Source organism: Peribacillus sp. N1 (assembly GCF_054600815.1).
The window spans coordinates 844,593-862,058 of record NZ_BAAHZO010000001.1 but is presented as its reverse complement, the minus strand read 5'-3'; the positions used below and the strand labels follow the sequence as shown (position 1 = coordinate 862,058).

At 37.8% G+C, this 17,466-nt stretch carries 16 protein-coding genes and 1 pseudogene; 11 read left to right on the top strand and 6 right to left on the bottom strand.

Going from position 1 to position 17,466, the window contains the following annotated elements; all coding sequences use genetic code 11:
- Positions 1 to 51: 51 nt before the first annotated feature.
- Entirely contained in the window at positions 52 to 2,139 is a 2,088-nt protein-coding gene (locus tag ACYP5M_RS04060; protein ID WP_459734691.1) for a (Fe-S)-binding protein, read from the top strand.
- 216 nt (positions 2,140 to 2,355) lie between these two features.
- Entirely contained in the window at positions 2,356 to 2,883 is a 528-nt protein-coding gene (locus ACYP5M_RS04055) for an acyl-CoA thioesterase (protein ID WP_459734690.1), read from the top strand.
- Between the two features lie 577 nt (positions 2,884 to 3,460).
- On the opposite strand, the gene ACYP5M_RS04050 is transcribed toward ACYP5M_RS04055, so the two are convergent.
- Positions 3,461 to 3,622 carry a hypothetical protein gene (locus tag ACYP5M_RS04050; protein WP_459734689.1) on the bottom strand — a complete coding sequence of 54 codons (162 nt, stop codon included), beginning with the start codon at positions 3,620 to 3,622 and terminating at the stop codon, positions 3,461 to 3,463.
- A gap of 402 nt (positions 3,623 to 4,024) precedes the next feature.
- On the opposite strand from ACYP5M_RS04050, the gene ACYP5M_RS04045 reads away from it, so the two are divergent.
- Positions 4,025 to 4,597 carry a tyrosine-type recombinase/integrase gene (locus tag ACYP5M_RS04045; protein ID WP_206665233.1) on the top strand — a complete coding sequence of 191 codons (573 nt, stop codon included), beginning with the start codon at positions 4,025 to 4,027 and terminating at the stop codon, positions 4,595 to 4,597.
- Between the two features lie 591 nt (positions 4,598 to 5,188).
- On the opposite strand, the gene ACYP5M_RS04040 is transcribed toward ACYP5M_RS04045, so the two are convergent.
- Positions 5,189 to 5,899: a Dph6-related ATP pyrophosphatase gene (locus ACYP5M_RS04040; RefSeq protein WP_452444985.1), complete on the bottom strand. Its 711-nt coding sequence runs from the start codon at positions 5,897 to 5,899 to the stop codon at positions 5,189 to 5,191.
- Between the two features lie 323 nt (positions 5,900 to 6,222).
- Positions 6,223 to 6,618, bottom strand: a complete 396-nt coding sequence (locus ACYP5M_RS04035; RefSeq protein ID WP_434166970.1) for a GyrI-like domain-containing protein — start codon at positions 6,616 to 6,618, stop codon at positions 6,223 to 6,225.
- Positions 6,619 to 6,908: 290 nt separating this feature from the next.
- Between ACYP5M_RS04035 and ACYP5M_RS04030 the strand changes: the two genes are divergently transcribed.
- The 6 genes from ACYP5M_RS04030 (at position 6,909) to ACYP5M_RS04005 (ending at position 11,562) form a co-directional block, all read left to right on the top strand.
- Positions 6,909 to 7,583, top strand: coding sequence for a GntR family transcriptional regulator (locus ACYP5M_RS04030; protein WP_063233736.1), 675 nt, complete (start codon positions 6,909 to 6,911; stop codon positions 7,581 to 7,583).
- A gap of 14 nt (positions 7,584 to 7,597) precedes the next feature.
- Positions 7,598 to 8,815, top strand: a complete 1,218-nt coding sequence (lhgO, locus tag ACYP5M_RS04025; protein WP_459734688.1) for an L-2-hydroxyglutarate oxidase — start codon at positions 7,598 to 7,600, stop codon at positions 8,813 to 8,815.
- A gap of 27 nt (positions 8,816 to 8,842) precedes the next feature.
- Positions 8,843 to 9,172: a DUF3870 domain-containing protein gene (locus ACYP5M_RS04020; RefSeq protein WP_459734687.1), complete on the top strand. Its 330-nt coding sequence runs from the start codon at positions 8,843 to 8,845 to the stop codon at positions 9,170 to 9,172.
- Between the two features lie 340 nt (positions 9,173 to 9,512).
- On the top strand, positions 9,513 to 10,451 hold the full coding sequence (glaH, locus tag ACYP5M_RS04015) for a glutarate dioxygenase GlaH (RefSeq protein WP_434166968.1): 939 nt from the start codon (positions 9,513 to 9,515) through the stop codon (positions 10,449 to 10,451).
- A gap of 350 nt (positions 10,452 to 10,801) precedes the next feature.
- Positions 10,802 to 11,317 (top strand): hypothetical protein, encoded by a 516-nt coding sequence (locus ACYP5M_RS04010; RefSeq protein WP_459734686.1) that lies wholly within the window; start codon positions 10,802 to 10,804, stop codon positions 11,315 to 11,317.
- A complete protein-coding gene (locus ACYP5M_RS04005) occupies positions 11,317 to 11,562 on the top strand; it encodes a hypothetical protein (protein WP_459734685.1) in 246 nt (81 codons plus the stop codon). The genes ACYP5M_RS04010 and ACYP5M_RS04005 overlap by 1 nt, the downstream gene beginning before the upstream one ends.
- Before the next feature lie 237 nt (positions 11,563 to 11,799).
- On the opposite strand, the pseudogene ACYP5M_RS04000 reads toward ACYP5M_RS04005, so the two are convergent.
- Positions 11,800 to 12,114 (bottom strand): annotated as a pseudogene (locus ACYP5M_RS04000) (transposase); the annotation flags it as partial.
- 396 nt (positions 12,115 to 12,510) lie between these two features.
- Entirely contained in the window at positions 12,511 to 13,623 is a 1,113-nt protein-coding gene (locus tag ACYP5M_RS03995; protein ID WP_459734684.1) for an NAD(P)/FAD-dependent oxidoreductase, read from the bottom strand.
- Between the two features lie 173 nt (positions 13,624 to 13,796).
- On the opposite strand from ACYP5M_RS03995, the gene ACYP5M_RS03990 reads away from it, so the two are divergent.
- Complete coding sequence (locus tag ACYP5M_RS03990; RefSeq protein WP_434166965.1) at positions 13,797 to 14,390, top strand: branched-chain amino acid aminotransferase; 594 nt, start codon at positions 13,797 to 13,799, stop codon at positions 14,388 to 14,390.
- A gap of 239 nt (positions 14,391 to 14,629) precedes the next feature.
- Entirely contained in the window at positions 14,630 to 15,568 is a 939-nt protein-coding gene (locus tag ACYP5M_RS03985) for an MBL fold metallo-hydrolase (RefSeq protein ID WP_459734683.1), read from the top strand.
- A gap of 221 nt (positions 15,569 to 15,789) precedes the next feature.
- Here ACYP5M_RS03985 and ACYP5M_RS03980 read toward each other — a convergent pair whose 3' ends face one another.
- Positions 15,790 to 17,397 carry an FMN-binding glutamate synthase family protein gene (locus tag ACYP5M_RS03980; RefSeq protein WP_101222205.1) on the bottom strand — a complete coding sequence of 536 codons (1,608 nt, stop codon included), beginning with the start codon at positions 17,395 to 17,397 and terminating at the stop codon, positions 15,790 to 15,792.
- Positions 17,398 to 17,466 lie beyond the last annotated feature (69 nt).

Here is a 17,466-nt window from a genome sequence, read left to right as displayed (position 1 = left end):
GTCCCATCAAAAGGAAACTAATTAAGAAACAACCATGAGGGGATGAAAAGGATGTTATCATTGCTGAATTTACTTGCTTTTTTAGCCTTGGCTGGATATGCAGTATATTTGTTTGTCAATCTTGTATACACCCGGTATTTGTTTATAAAGCTTGGCAAAAAAGCTGAGTTTGAACTAAACCTTAAAGAACGAATCAATCTGCTATTAATCAACGGCTTCGGTCAGTCAAAATTATTCAAAGACAAGAAAAGCGGTCTGATGCATTTAGTATTATTTTATGGCTTTTTTATCATCCAAATAGGACTTATAGAACTAATCATAAAGGGATTTATTAAAAGTTATGAATTCCCCTTAGGTGAAGCGCATAAATATTTCAATCTTCTACAGGAATGGGCTACGTTCCTCATGATGTTGGCAGTAGTATATGCATTTTACCGTCGTTATATTGAAAAACTAAAGCGGTTGCAATGGAAGCGTGATGGGAAATCCGCCTTCGTCATTATCGCCTTATTCATTCTAACTTTGTCGATCCTGCTTACATTGGGATTTGAAGCAATTATGTTAAGTCATGAACCAGATCTCATATATGCTCCATTCTCTGGTGCCATTGCGTTGATGTTTTCCGGCATCGGAACAACGGCAGGAACTGTGTTGTACCACGTATTTTGGTGGGTTCATATGTTGACTGTATTCTCCTTTCTGGTGTTTGTACCACAGTCAAAGCAATTTCATGAGTTATTTGCCATGGTTAATATCTTCTTTAAGAAAAGCGGCCCTGTTGGAAAATTGAGGAAAATAGATTTTGAGGATGAAACAGCTGAAGAATTCGGTGTCGGGAAAATTGAGGATTTTACCCAACATCAGTTGATTGATCTTTACGCATGTGTAGAATGCGGACGATGCACAAATATGTGCCCTGCTTCAGGAACTGGAAAAACGTTATCCCCGATGGATCTCATTGTCAAGATGAGAAAACATTTGACAGAAAAAGGAGAAGCGGTAACCTCCAGACAGCCGTGGGCGCCTTCCTTTGTTATAAAAAATACTAAGGACAATCAATTAGCGCTAGCGGGGGCAGGTTCCAAAGAAGTAGCAGCAACAACCGAAAATGTTAGTTTAATAGGGGATGTCGTGACAGAAGAAGAAATTTGGGCGTGTACGACTTGCCGTAACTGTGAGGATCAATGTCCTGTAATGAATGAGCATGTTGACAAAATCATCGACTTACGCCGTTACCTTGTCCTAACAGAAGGAAAAATAAATCCGGATGCCCAACGTGCGATGACGAATATTGAACGTCAAGGAAATCCATGGGGGATGAATCGTAAGGAACGGGCGAATTGGCGTGATGAATTAGAGAAAATTACGATTCCAACAGCAAAAGAACTGAAAAAAGCGGGAGAAGAATTTGATTTTCTTTTCTTTGTCGGGTCCATGGGTTCTTATGATAACCGCAGTCAAAAAATCACAAGATCCTTCACGCGCTTAATGCATCATGCAGGAGTGAAGATGGCGATACTAGGGAATGAAGAAAAGAACTCTGGTGATACACCTCGACGTCTTGGAAATGAGTTTTTATTCCAAGAACTAGTGAATGCTAATATTGAAGTCTTTAAAAAGTATGATGTGAAGAAAATTGTCACAATAGATCCCCATGCTTATAACACACTAAACAATGAATACCCTGAATTTGGTTTAGAAGCAAAAGTTTATCATCATACGGAATTGCTTGCAACATTAATAAAAGAAGGAAAGTTAACACCAAAGAATACTGTGAATGAAGTCATTACTTACCATGATTCCTGCTATTTAGGACGCTACAATGATGGGTATGATGCTCCTCGTGACATTTTAAAAGCTATTCCAGGTGTTATGGTTGTAGAACCTGAGCGGAAACGTGAAACAGCTATGTGTTGCGGTGCTGGAGGAGGTCTAATGTGGATGGAGGAAGCTACAGGAATCCGTATCAATGTTTCTAGAACCGAACAGCTTCTAAAAACAAATCCAACCATCATCAGTACAGGTTGTCCATACTGCTTAACGATGATCAGCGATGGGACAAAGACAAAGGAAGTGGAGGAAAAAGTACAAACGTTGGATGTCGTAGAAATATTAGAGAAATCGATAATTCGGCAATAGAATGAGATTCTAATAGTTTAGTATGAAGGAAACGGGGACGAAACTACATTAATTAAACCGTCTTGTTGAAAGCTAATTTACTCTTAAACATAGATTTAAGAGCTTGGCTCACCACGTCCTTTTGAATGGATTTGTCCTATAAACTTCGAATTCCTTCATATTAAATTGTAGCCTATAACCGTTATATCAGATTTATATAAATAGAAGGAGGTAAGCATGAAAGCAAAATATTGTAGAGAATCAAGAGTTGTTCGAACAAGTCGCGTATTTCAAAATGATGTAAATAGTCATAATACATTATTTGGTGGTCGATTAATGAGCGATATAGATCAAGTTGCTTCCATTACCGCATTACGACATAGCCGCACAGATTGTGTAACTGCCTCAACAGATTCGGTAGACTTTTTATATCCAATCCGAACAACAGATGCAGTCTGTTTTGAATCGTATGTAACATGGGCAGGTACATCATCTATTGAAGTGTTTGTTAAAGTTATTGCCGAAGATTTAAAAAGTGGTGAGCGTAAAATGGCAGCGACTGCGCTTTTAACTTTTGTTGCATTAGATAAAGAACAATGTCCAACTCGTGTTCCAGACGTCATTCCTGAAACGGATGAAGAGAAAAAATTAAATGAAACTGCACCAGAGCGAGCTAGAATGCGTAAAGAAAGGAAAGAAAAAAGTAAAGAATTATCCGTGTTTTATACAACAACTATCCCTGGGATTGATAAGGTATACAGTTAATATAGGTTTTGCTAAATAATAATTTTAAATAAAAGAAAAACCCAATTGCCTGGCCGGGACTTGCCATTGGAAAACTATATATGTGGCTACTGATAAATAAAGAGAGAAGCCCTGCATATTAGGAATTAATTTATAGCCATAAATAGTGACTACAAAACAAAGGATATTTAATATTAAGATGCTAAAGGTTTGTGCAGCAAGCAAAACACTTCTCACGAAAAAGCTTAAAGAAACGAACATAAATGAGAAACAAGGGGAAAATGGTTTCGTCTATTGCTTTTTGGAAAGTACAAAAATTATAGATCGAGTAGTTTTTAATATCAGTGAAGCGCTACTTACTTTACTCGAACTTGTGCCTGTGTTAGGAGGCTTATTTTCGACAATTCCTGTTAGTATAGGGAGTGATGTCTTATTTATGGCCAATTTACAATTATCCGGAAACGCTCTGTGTAATATTCAAAGTATTCAATATAACTTAAAGAATTATCCTCCAAATACTTTTGGGTATCTGTAGTGTTCAATACGTTTCCTATGTTTTATTGGTCCCCTTAAAAGTAATGTCTGTTAATAAGTTTACTTATAGCTCTGGCTCTTTAATATTTTGAGGATTTTTAAAAATATGAATGGTTGGAATCAAGGTACTAGCTGCATTCAATAATAATAAAAGCCGATGATTCCTTAACACAGAGAATATCGGCTTTTTTAAATTGAAATAACTCTTCGTGTATGTTTTCCGCATTTCATATGACCCCTCAATAAATGGGTCATGCAAACATTATAAATAATGAGATAAATATAGAGAATATTCATATGCCATGTTTTCGTAAAAAAGTAGAAAAGACAAAAAAACGAGCTTCATATTTGGCTTTTAAAGAGGTTAATTTAAATTACTAGAGTAATTGGTCTGGATTGCGTTAAAACGTCTCAATTGACCCTTTAGGAAGGTCATTTGATGTTGGTATATTTTTGTATTAGCACGACTAATACTAACTGAATATTCCGAATGTAACAAAGGGCCTCTATTGATACATTCAAAAACGCATTAAATCAAGGTTTATAAGGGTATCAAAATTTATAAAACTTGCCTTTTTTTCACCTGTTCACGTACAATGAAAGAAGGGGAAAGGAGAATGAGCCATTCATGCAAGCAGCCTCTCAAAGAATTAAAAATGTCCAGCCGATACGCCGGTTGGATCACATAGAAAAAATGAAAAAGTCACTATTAAAATATTGCAGCTACAGGGATTATATGATGTTTTCAATCGGGATAAACATCGGGTTACGTATAGGCGATCTTTTACAATTGAGAGTGAAAGACATTCTTGAGGGTACGCATATTGTCATTGTGGAGCAAAAAACAGATAAAATTAAGCGGTTCCTTGTCAATCCTCAACTTCGTAAAGAAGTTAGGAAGTATGTCCGGAAATCGAACCTGAAAAATGATCAGTATTTATTTCCAAGTCGAAAGGGTAATGGTCCAATCACCAGGGTACAGGCCTATCGAGTTCTGAACAAAGCGGCTGAAATGGCAGACATTCCGGATGTCGGTACACATACCCTTCGAAAAACCTTCGGCTACTTACATTACCAAAAATTCAAGGATATCGCTTTACTGCAGCAAATCCTTAATCATTCCAATCCAAAAGATACGATGATTTACATAGGACTCACACAGGATTTAATGGACGAAACATTAATGGATTTCTATTATTAACTGAAAGGACGAAGTACAACTCCTGTAGTACTCATTATTTTTTATATGGATATCATATTCCTTCAATGGGGAGTTATTTCAGAGTAAACATTATTTCGATATATCTTAATGGGTAGATAAAACTAGAATCATTGGTGTGGATAGGTGAAAGGGCACTCGGAATGAGATACGCGCCCCTTTTGCTAGGAAAATCGACTTCACTGAGGATTTTGAAAATTATAAGAGTTTTGGCCAGGTAATGGATAGAGTTTTAAATCAACCGAATGACTTCTCAAAAAAGACTAGGATATATAGTCTTTTTTTTCTTGATATCACTGTTCTGATTTTTATAAAGAATCACTTGATTTAGTATATTAGAAATATTTATTTTTCTGAGATTCTGTTATTTTCCTGTTTAAAAAATAATGAAACAGAAAGTTATCAGTAATGAATGGTTGCTAAAAATGAAGTTTCTATAATAATATTATGTTAACTAAATCTCGGCATTTTCCTACTGTCAAAGGACTCGAACTGCACCTCAATCGTTATAGAAAATCTCATAATTGGGGTGCAGTATGGAGTGGTTACCACTAAAATAGGTAATTAGTTCGGTTATAAGGTACTCATATTCGTCATCTTATCTAGCTCCAAAGGCAAAAAAGCATATTCTCCGTCCTTGATTATCTCACATTTACGAACGGTAATTGGCTGTTTAAAAATGGGCCCGTCTATTACGGTCGTATGGAACTCTCCGCCTTCTCCGCAGGGGTCAATACCGCGAGCTTCAAGTTCCTTCACGTATTCATGGGTTAACGTTCGCCCTAAATCATCCTCTGTCATTCCCAATGATAAATTAACGGTTACGATGATAGTTACAAATCCTAGATTCATGAACTCTTCGACAGCTTCACGATGATTCATTTCCCATAAAGGCATTCCAAGCTTCAACCCGGCATTCTTCGTAACCTTATCATGCCAACAGCCATGGGCAGGCATATCCAAGTCTCCTGTTATTAAAACTTCTGCTCCTTGATTTTTAGCATTTTCTAAAAGGTGCATAAATACTTTTTCATAATCAGTCCAACTGGCAGCTGCAGTATATACAGGCAATCCTATTGATTCAGCTTGGGCATGTATGAGTTCCGGAGGCATTCCATGGGATCTGGAACGTTTTCCTTCTTCCTCCAGCATGACGATAAGTCCTACAGCTTCTCCAATCTTCATTGCTTTATAAAGGGCTAAGACACTATCCTTTCCTCCGCTAAAAGATGCTATGAACTTATGACCGCGAGCACTATTTTTCCAATCGATTAATTCTGACATTCATATTTTCCCCTTTATTCTAATGACTTTTTGCCAATTTCCTATTTTATAGATGAATTATGATAACTATATTTGTTTGATTTTATCACGGTTGAAGCCTTCAGATAAGATATTAATGCATCCTGATACAAAAAACTTGATTTAAAGGGAAGTTCTTCCCGAAAAAACTACTCTATAATGAACTGAACAATATAAGGTGATTAATCCCTAGGGTACAAAGCTGAAATAAAAAGGCATGAGTTTCGGTGGGGGACCGATTCATGCCCTTAAGGCTAGCTAAATTGTATAGCTATTATGGATTTATTTCACATAGTAGCTTCTTTTTATAAAACCGCAATATGTATTTCCACTTTTCCATCAGGGTAATATTTTTCAAAATCCAGGCTATATTTTCTGTTCATTTTTTTCTCTTCCTCCAGCTTCCATATCTTTTTCCAGGTTTCACCTATGGAATGTTCATCTTGTAAACACTCAAACACCGCGTATTCTTGATCTGGAATGACAAAATTTTCATTCGATACGGGGGTTTCGGTGGCTATAGCTAATGTATAATCTCCACGATAGTTACTTTCGTACTGATGGTATATCCCATATTTCATATCATTTTCAATATTATAATCATTTGTTTTGCTCCAAAGGGATCCGATTTTCTCGAAAAGATTTTTATCGGTGAAATTATTAGTCCTTATTTCGCCAATCATGTAGACTTCTTTACTCATTAACTAGCAACCCCTTATTTAAATAAATTTGGATACCACAATAATGATATCATAATGATGAAATTTTTTGGAAAGTTTTGGCATTAGTTCCTGGTTTGGATTTTGTGAATTGAAGTTAAATATAAATGGGGAACCAATTTATATTCAGATGGAAATTAGTTATTTTACCCTGTGTATTGTATCCAGTGTTATTTAGATTGGATACAATATATTAAAAATTTAGTATTGTAATCGCTTTATATAGTTGATATAGTTTAAATTGTATCCAATATCGAAAGGTGGACGCTGAATTGGATAATGCTAATTCTAAAAGAGATAAATCTACAATCGTAAAAAATGTAACGAAAAGTCTTAGGAAGGCGATTTTGAATGGGACGTTGAAAAAAGGGGAGCGACTCATTCAAGAGGAGTGGGCAGATCGCCTGGAAGTAAGCAGAATGCCCATTCGTGAAGCCCTTACACAACTTCAAATGGAGGGGTTGGTGGAAATGGTTCCTCATAAAGGAGCAATCGTCACACCGATTACCCGGGATGATATTGAAGAAATTTATCATACCAGGTCTCTGCTTGAAGGCCTTGCTGTAGAAAAGTCGCTTCCTTATTTAACAAAGGAGGATAAAGAAAAATTAAAGGGAATTTTGATTGAAATGGAAGGGATTCAGTTATCTGATGAAACCAATGAACATTATATCCTTTTGAATGCGGCTTTTCATGAAACCCTCCGAAAAGGGTGCCCGTGGCCAAGAGTTCAAAAAATGGTAGAAACGTTGGGTATCTCACCCATTGCGCCGAATTTGCTGATTGATTATTACCCAGAAACGCAACGGGAACACCGGATGATTTATGAAGCGGCACTAAGAGGGGATCCTGCAGAACTAAGGGCAGCAGTAGAATTTCACATCTTACGGACTAAGAACAATTTAATTACGTATATGGAGTTGCTGAATACTAAAAATCATCAATAAAAGGAGTGTTAATTGTGTATGATTTCGCAATTGTTGGCGGGGGAATTGTAGGTTTATCGACGGGAATGGCACTTTATCAGCGTTTTCCTAATGCTAAAGTGGTAGTCATTGAAAAAGAGGCTGTTGTTGCAGATCATCAAACGGGGCATAACAGCGGCGTCATCCATTCAGGTATTTATTATAAACCAGGCAGTTTCAAGGCACGGTTTGCCCGTCAAGGAAGCAAATCAATGACGGAATTCTGTAGGATGCATGGAATTGATCATGATATTTGCGGTAAGGTCATTGTTGCAACAAAGCCAGAAGAGTTGCCCCTTCTAGATGATTTATTTTCACGCGGTTTGCAAAATGAGCTAGCTATCCAAAGAATCGGTGTGGATGAGTTAAAGGAAATTGAACCACATGTTAATGGACTTGGTGCGATTCGCGTCCCGCAAGCCGGCATCGTCAATTATCGTCAGGTAAGTGAAAAGATGGCGGATATCATCCGAGGCAACGGCGGTGAAATCAAGCTGAATACAAAGGTGGAGAAGATTGACGAGGATTCTGATGAAGTCATCATCGCTACGAACAACGGTACAATAAAAGCAAGGATAGTCATTAATTGCGCTGGATTGCACAGTGACCGTATCGCAGCAGCCGCGGGGTATAAAACTGATATGAAAATTGTCCCGTTTCGCGGTGAATATTTTAAATTGAAGCCCGAAAAGCGCTTTCTTGTCAATCATTTAATTTATCCGGTACCTAACCCTAAGTTTCCATTTCTAGGAGTTCATTTCACACGGATGATTAGCGGCGAAGTAGATGCTGGCCCAAATGCTGTACTAAGTTTCAAACGTGAAGGTTATAAAAAAACTGACTTCAATGCGAAGGATTTAACTGAAGTTTTAAGCTATAAAGGTTTTTGGAAACTGGCCAGTAAATTCATGAAGGAAGGGATGGATGAATATGTCCGTTCTTTTAGTAAAAAGCAATTTACGAAAAGCCTGCAGGAATTGATTCCGGAAATTCAAGAAGATGATTTAATCCCTGCACCTGCCGGAGTCCGGGCACAGGCGTTACAGGATGATGGTAATATGGTGGATGATTTTCATATTATAATGGGGAAACGGACCATTCATGTTTGTAATGCACCGTCACCTGCAGCAACAGCATCAATTGAAATTGGAAAAGAGGTTGTTAACCGCATTCCGGAACAATCACACTTATTGGAAGCGGCATTTACAAAATAAAATTCGTTAAAGAGAGGAAGAGGCCTCATGTTCAATGGTAAAACAATTTTTATTGCAGGTCATGCACGTTTACCTCAAGGGATGGCAGCGAAAAGTGTCTTTGAAACATTGACCATCACCGCGGAAGTCGATGCTAAATATGGGGTTGTCCTGGAAGCCTCCTGTACTCTGGCAACAGAGCATGGACGGGAATTTATTGGGCGTTTATTAAAAGGGATTAGTTTAAATGATGGTGTTGATGAAGCGATAGAATCGATTCAATCTTATTATCGGGGGAAAGCCGCTAATGCATTGATTGCTGCCTTGAAGGACCTGGATCTCCATTTTCAGCAAATTAAAGCGGCAGAAAAAACGTAACTACCAAGTTAGTAAAATGATTTATCAGAATAATTTGTAAAAGATGTTGACATTTTTACGGAAAAACGTTTTAATGTAATTAAGCCAATATTATGACATTAACACCTTTTGGAAAATACCTTTTCAGAATCGTGTAAAGATCTTAATGATTGGAAACAGGAAAAATAAATCATACATAAACTGCATATTCGCTGTGACTCTATTTGCATAGAGCAGTGAAGTGAATATAAGCCAGTTGTACAGTTGGATTCCCATTTTATTTGGGGATCATGTGCGACTGGCTTTTTATATTTCCTGTTAACTTTGTCACCTATATTACAAATAACAGGAGGAATCATTCATGAACATTGCAGAAAAAAAGAGAGCAAAGTTTGAAAGGAAAACAGAAAAATACGAGGTGAAAGTCCACCCTCAATCCAGCCGTTTATATCATATTGAAATTTCAAAAGAGGCGATTGCCGCTTTTTTAGAAAACGTATCGAAGGATAATCAGTCTGTTCAGCATTTGGAATACACACCATATGCACGACTCATCATTGCTTCATACCTTCTGGATCAAGTGGGTGAAGACTTTGGTGAATTGCTTCGGAACATCGTTCATGATCGGGAATCCGGCGGCTTCACCCTCGGCTTGGAGGGTGTCACGGAGAATACAGATGAATATGTCATTTTTGCAACGGCTATTTCATACTTGCTCGGAACTCCAAACCATGATGCCATGTCAGGAAAATATTATGCCCGTTTTAGTGTTCAAGACACGGATAGCAGTGATTCATATTTGCGACAGGCCTATCGTTTATTTACACTTCATACGGACGGAACCTTTGTTGATGAACCAACGGACTGGTTACTGATGATGAAGATGATCGAACAAAATGCCCGCGGTGGCGAATCACGCTTATTGCACCTAGACGATTGGAAAGAGCTTGATATGTATGTAAATCATCCATTATCAAGCCAGAAATTCACGTATAAGGCACCGAAAAGCAAGAACATTGATCAGGAAATTGAAAGATTGACATTCTTCAATCATAATAACAAACCTGGTATATGTTTTATCGATCAATTTGTTTATCCTGATTCGATTGAACAAGCCAAATACTTACGCGATTTATCCAATTCATTAGAAAACGATGAAAGTGTACTTGAACTGGAACTGCCAGTTGGAGATTTAGTTGTCGTCAACAATATATTTTGGCTTCACGGCCGCGCTGCATTTGAAAAAGATCCGAACCTGAATCGTGAATTGCTTCGCCAGCGCGGAAGATTCAATCAATAGTTTCATTTTGTAAACCCAATTTTTTTTCATCCCCAAATACCATTTTTAAGATAAATTCTTTTCAACCCAAGGGTTGGAAGCAATTTATCTTTTTTTTTGAAAAGGTTCATTCTTTTAACTTTATCTCGTCTGAGTAAAACTTTTTAAGTACGGTACCATCAGGCATACTACATTACGTTATTATCATGATGGAGAGATCAAACAACACTTTACAAACGACTAGTATTTTCAATTTCCGTTAAGGAATATACGGATTCAAAAAGATTCATGATGCTCCAATGTTCGGTGCGAAACTGAATTTCTGATATACTGATATGGCCAAAATATATAGAAAGATGGGATAGTACTTTATGGGGATCGCTAATTTTTCTAATTTTACGCAATTTAAAAACTTAATTAATGCTTTACCTGCTGCCTATACAGATGAAATGATACTGAGCGAGCAATTTTTGCTTGAAAGAGATGAAAAGAAGAAGCTCGAAATCTATTACGCACCTTTTGAATATGTAAATGAACGGGCCAAAGTGGTGATTGTCGGAATCACTCCTGGATTACATCAAATGAAAAAATCTTATTCTACAGTAATTAATGCAAAAGGGCACATACATAGTGATGAAGAGATCCTGAACGAAGTAAAAAAGAATTCCAGTTTTGAAGGAACGATGAGAAAAAATTTGATTCAAATGTTAGATGAGCTTGGATTACACACATACTTAAACATATCGTCCGCACTGGATCTTTTTAACGAAGCAAATCACCTCGTTCATACTACCTCTGTTTTAACCTATCCAGTTTTTTATAACGGTAAAAACTACAGTGGAACAACTCCGAACATATTAAAGACCGAGTTGTTTAAAAAAATATAATGGAGGGATTTGCTGCCGAAATAGGTACGATTGAAAGCCCGCTTATTATTCCTTTAGGCGTTAATGTTTCCAAGGTCTTAAATTATTTAGCAGGTCAGAATTATTTGGATGCTAACGACATGCTTCTAGGATTTCCTCATCCATCTGGAGGAAATGGTCATCGTCATAAGCAATTTGCAGCAAATAAAGAGCAAATGAAAATGATGTTACAGCACTATTTTTCAAAGGGAATGACCGTTGGTTAAATAGGGGGCTGTATGCTCAATAGTAAAATTAACTATTTACTAGTGATATTTTAGAGATTATAATAAGAACAAATGTTCTTTATTATAGGAGGCATTAACATGGATGAACTAGAGGAATTTTTAAAATCACTTACTATTGAAGAGTTAAAAGTTATTTATGAAGAAGTAAGTGAATCAGATATTAATAAATAAATGAAATAAATTGAAATTGAAGATTCTTATTTTTCAAAGAACAGCATGATTTTTTCCGAACGTGGAGTAGGAGGTACTTTATCATGAAAACCATAGCCTAAGAACCAGCGGTAAGCCATATTAATCGTTTACCCAGGGAACTAATACCGAATGTACATTGAATAAATGTAAATTCAACTAAAATACTGGATTAATACTTGGGCGTCCTAACTTTGAATACATATCTTTCACCAAGTCATAAATGAAAGTGAAGTCAATGGAAGCCTCCATTTTACGAACTAAATGGTTCGCCGGCACCAGTCGATCTAAAGTAATCATTTCAAGTTGATCTTGCTGAATAGAATCATGTTTAGAAAGCATCTTCATCACCTCAAGTTTTAATACTTCTATTTTAAAACAAAAATGACCCTAGGCAAAAGTGTTCTATCTAAGAGTTAAAGCAAAGTTGATTGGAACGGAAGGTACGAGACTCCTGCGGGAAAAGCGCGTCTAGGGGAGACCCCGCAGGCGAAAGCCGAGGAGGCTCCCCAACCGCCCGCGGAAAGCGAGTGCCTTGAGTGTAAATTAACGTCCAAATTGTACAAGCCATAAAAATAGACAAGCTCGATTTTCCTCGAGTTTGTCTACAGTCTGAATCAAGGACTCATTAAAGGTCCTTGATTTTTCTTATGAAAAGGACCATTTGAAAAAAACTGATCTAGTAATTTTCAGATCAGTCGAAGTTCATACAGCAAGTTAGGTAATTGGAAGCTAAATTTATAGAGCACCTCTGACATCATAATTTTCTATATCGATTTCAATTTTTCTATCAAGTGCGAGATTTGCCAATAGTGAGCCTATATATGGGCCCATTGTTAAACCGGATGCTCCAAGACCATTGGCTACGATTATTCCTTCCCAGTCAGGCAAAGGACCAATGACCGGAAGGAATCCCGGCGTGAATGGACGAAATCCGACCCTTGCTTCAACAAACGTACTATCTGTCAAACCGGGAGCGGTTTGCAAGGCTTTATCGAAAACCTCCTGGAGTCCTCCTGCGGTCATTCGAGTATCGAAAACTTCCGTATTTTCGTGAGTCGCCCCAGCAACGATTTTATTATTATCGAAAGCCAAAATATATTGATCACTGGGAGGCATGACTACAGGCCAGTCATTAGTATTGTCATTTGGCGTTTCCAGATGAATGATTTGAGCCTTTTGGAAGGTGACTTGAAAATTCACGCCGAGTGGCTTCAGTAATTGCGGTGCCCAAGCGCCAGCACAAACAATCACTTTATCGGCAGATATGAATTCATCTCCAAGTGTTACACCTGTCACTTGTGCACCGTTATATGTAAGTATGGCCTCACCATACATAAGTTTTGCACCGTTTTTTTGTGATGCCCGCAATAAGGAATCACGTAGTGCTCGTCCATCCACCCGGGCGGCACCACTCACGTGAACGGCTGCATATTCACTGGAAAGAGGCGGAAATAAGGCACGTGTTTCCTCTGCAGAAAGTATTGTGATCGTCCCGATCTCCGGTGCTTCTTCTTTCCGTTTTGCAGCCCGGTTCTTCATGGCATTCAGTTTATCTTCATCGGTATGTAAACTTATAGCTCCGACCTGGGCATACCCAGTCTCGGTTTCCCCGTCCCGTTCAAGTTCTTCAATTAAACCCGGATAAAAAGCCGCACCATTTTTGGCAAGGAGATACCAAGCTTGGTTGCGTCTTTGTGAAATCCAAGGGCAAACGATTCCTGCAGCTGCAGATGTTGCCTGACCGATATCTTGTCGGTCAATAATGATCACTTCAACCCCATTTTTAGCCAACTGATAGGCAGTGGAAGCTCCCAAAATTCCTGCACCAACTACAATGATTTTTTGCATGATTCAACATCTCATTTCTCTCATATGTATAAACGCTTACCACTACTATATCGAAGACACGAAATGATTGCCACAACTGATATTGTAATTTCTTTCACAAAGTTATTTTATCTATAGTGAATATGCTATGATTGATATTGCGAAAGCTTGAAAAGATACTAGGAGGACATATCATGCTAAAAAAACAAATGGAATCATACATATCAAAATCCGTAATCGAAAACAAGGTTGAGTTATTTAAAGAAGAAAAGGATTATGTCGAAAAGCATAAATTAATCGCCGATGATATCATTTTAGTGGAAAAAGAAAATGCATCCCGTTTTACAGATGCTTATATGGAGCGAAGTAATAAAGAGAGCGAAGAGTTAATCTCTGAAGAGAACTCTGAATTTTTATCACAACCGATCGAGTATTTGAAAAATAACAAAGATGAGTTCCTTTACTTTGAATCACAATGGTTCGAATTAATCGGTGTTGAGGCACTTTCTTTAGAAGTCGATGATGTTTTTGGTACGTATAACGCGATGTTCGGATTGAAATTCCAGAAAAAAATGGGAGAAGTTTTAAAAACGTATTTAACTAAGGAACTTCAAGCTGAAATAGGTTCGTTCAGTTTAATGTTTAACCAGGGCGACGGGCTATGGGATGTGAATTTAGCCTTGGATAACATAAAAGGATTCCGAGAAGACATGACATTAGAGGAAGCTTTTAATTTAATCTATCATTTTCTTTTTATCCTTGTTCAAACAATCGAGGAAAATATGTAAAACGAGGTGCCGCCATAAATTTTAATGGCGGTTTTTTTATTTCTTGATTTAACCAATGCCCCTAGGCTTTGCTTCTGGATTTTAATCACTGGCTCTGGATATTGATAACAGGAAATTGAAAAAATTCGTCGAATTGATTAATGATATACATTTATTTAATAAACTTAAATGTTTTGTTTTTAGCAATTTCGATTTTTTGTTTTATGTAAATGAAGTTACATCGGAAGGGGAAGTTATACTTGCTGAATGAACTGAAAGTAACTCAAGTTACCATTCCATTGCCTTTTAGGTTGGATCATGTCCATTGTTTCCTAGCGGAAGGTGAAAAAGGGTGGACAATCATTGATTCGGGATTAAATAACAAAACGACAAGGGATTTATGGAACCCGATTATCGAAAAACACGATATTACCGATATTATAATCACCCATTATCACCCTGATCATTTCGGGTATGCAGGGACATTACAACAATTGACCGGTGCGGATGTTTGGATGACACAAGTGGATGAACATGCGGGAACTACGTATTGGGAAGCGGATTCGCTGAATCTGCTTAAAGAAAATTATAAAGCATGTGGTATGGAAGACGATTTATCCGTGGCCTTATCCAGTGACGAAAGCGGATTCATGCCACAAGTAAAACCCTATCCTACCGTAAATCATCATCTTGAAGAAGGAATGAAACTGCACTTTGGCAAATATGAGTATGAAGTGATTTTCACGCCGGGGCATTCTGATGGCCTGATATCCTTATACAATAAGGAAAAAAGTGTCCTTTTTTCGACAGATCATATATTGCCCAGGATATCTCCAAATATTTCTTATTGGTTTAAAGGTTTCAGCAACCCATTGGAAGAGTTTTTTAATTCTTTGAAAAAAATACAAAAGCTGGACGTTGAATATGTCATCCCTTCACATGGGAAACCGTTTCAAAATGCCAATAAAAGAATTTTTGAATTGTTGGAACACCATCAGGACCGTTTGCATATTATTCATGAAAACATGAAAGAGCCGATTTCAGTAAATAGTGCTTGCCAGATCTTATTTAGAAATCTTTCCATTCACGAGACCAGGTTTGCAGTTGGTGAAACATTGGCACACCTAGAATACCTTCTTTTAAATGACCAATGCAGAAAGTTTAAACGTGATGGCAAATGGTATTATCAATCCATTTGATATTTTAGATGACAAAGTATCGAAACTGATTTTAGCTCATGTCATCTAAAACTGCTTAAATTGCTGCAGCTAATGTTTATTATCGCCATGGGGAGCTAATGGGGAAGGGAAAAGTGGAGATATTCCCATTACATGCCTGATACATTTTTGCAGCCTATAATGGCTTCATTCAATTGTTTTCAAGAAAAATCCACCGCCCATCAACATGAGCGGTGGATTTTTCATTGCCTGACACCTATTTGTCCCTTAACTTCATTCATAATATCTTCAAGGGATGTGACAATTCCTTTATCGTCCTTATAGCTAATGTGCTTAGGTTGAAAATGGATAGGCGAATCTAAACCAGCAGCGGCTGAGATTCGAAATAGTCCTTTTCTAAGGGTTACAAGAAAGTTAACAACGCGGTATTTCTTTTCATCGATGACAAGCGCTTTTTGCAATTCCGGATCAGTGGTGGCTACTCCGACAGGACAAGCATTGGAATGGCATTTCATCGTCTGTATACATCCTATCGCAATCATGAAACCTCGAGCTATGTTTACAAGGTCTGCTCCCATGGCTAGGGCTATCGCAATTCTATCAGGCGTGAACAATTTACCGGAGGCGATGATTTTAACGCGATTGCGTACACCGTATTTTTCCAATGTCGATACTAAAATCGGCAAAGCGGATTTTATCGGCAAGCCTACGCTATCGATCAATTCCTGATAAGATGCACCCGTGCCGCCTTCACCGCCATCCAATGAAATGAAATCCGGACCTTTTCCTGTTTCTTTCATGTAGCTAGCAAGCTCTTCAACACTGTCAGTGCCGCCGATGACCATTTTGATGCCGACCGGGATTCCTGTATGTTCCCTGATTTTTTCGATAAAATCGCACATGGATTTTACGTCATGGTATTGATGAAACCGATTCGGACTATCAATTGCTTTATACGGAATGACCTTACGGATTTCAGCGATTTCCGGATTCACTTTTTCAGCATCGATATGCCCTCCGCGAGTTTTGGCACCTTGAGCCAATTTGATTTCAAAAGCTTTGATTTGGGGTATTTCACTTTTTCTTTTTAACTCATCCCAATCCATTTCGCCGTTACTATCACGAACTCCAAACATGGCTGGACCGATTTGCATGATTATATCGACACCGCCGATTAGATGATAAGGAGACAGTCCGCCTTCACCTGTATTCATCCAGGTGCCTTTTGCTGCAGCCAAACCCTCAGAAAGTGCAGTGATTGCGTTCTTACCCAAAGAGCCATAACTCATGGCGGACATGCCGATAAGACCTTTTAGTCGAAAGGGATTCTTAGTGTTTGGGCCGATGATCACGGCGTCCTCATCATCCAATAAGAATGCAGAGGATATTTCATCTTCCCATTTTTCTTCTCGTTGTGAGAAAAGCGGGTCTTTCAATAGAATGTATCTTTTCGTCGTCACTTTAGTTTCACGATCATATTTTTCTTCTTCGGCCAATTTTGGAAACATGCTATTTTTAACAAAGAAGCCTTCTTCATCAAAATCCCGTTTTGAGCCAAAACCTATGACATCCCGTAAATATTTTGAACTTTTTACCATATGTTCATAGTCATCGCGGGAAAATGGTTTTCCTTCGTTATCACTGTTAAACCAATATTGCCGCATCTCAGGTCCGATTTTTTCCAGAAAGTATCGTATTCTCCCAAGGACCGGGTAATTCCTTAAAATTGCATGATGCTTCTGCATGCGATCAAAGAAAATCATATAAAGTAATAGTAAGACCAAAACGATGATAATGATGAAAACTACGGTAAATCCAAGGATAATTAAAAGATTTGCGATGCCACTCATTCAATCCCTCCTGATATGCAAAAAAAATCATGTATTTTTAATCTACTCGGTAATTCGATCAATTATACA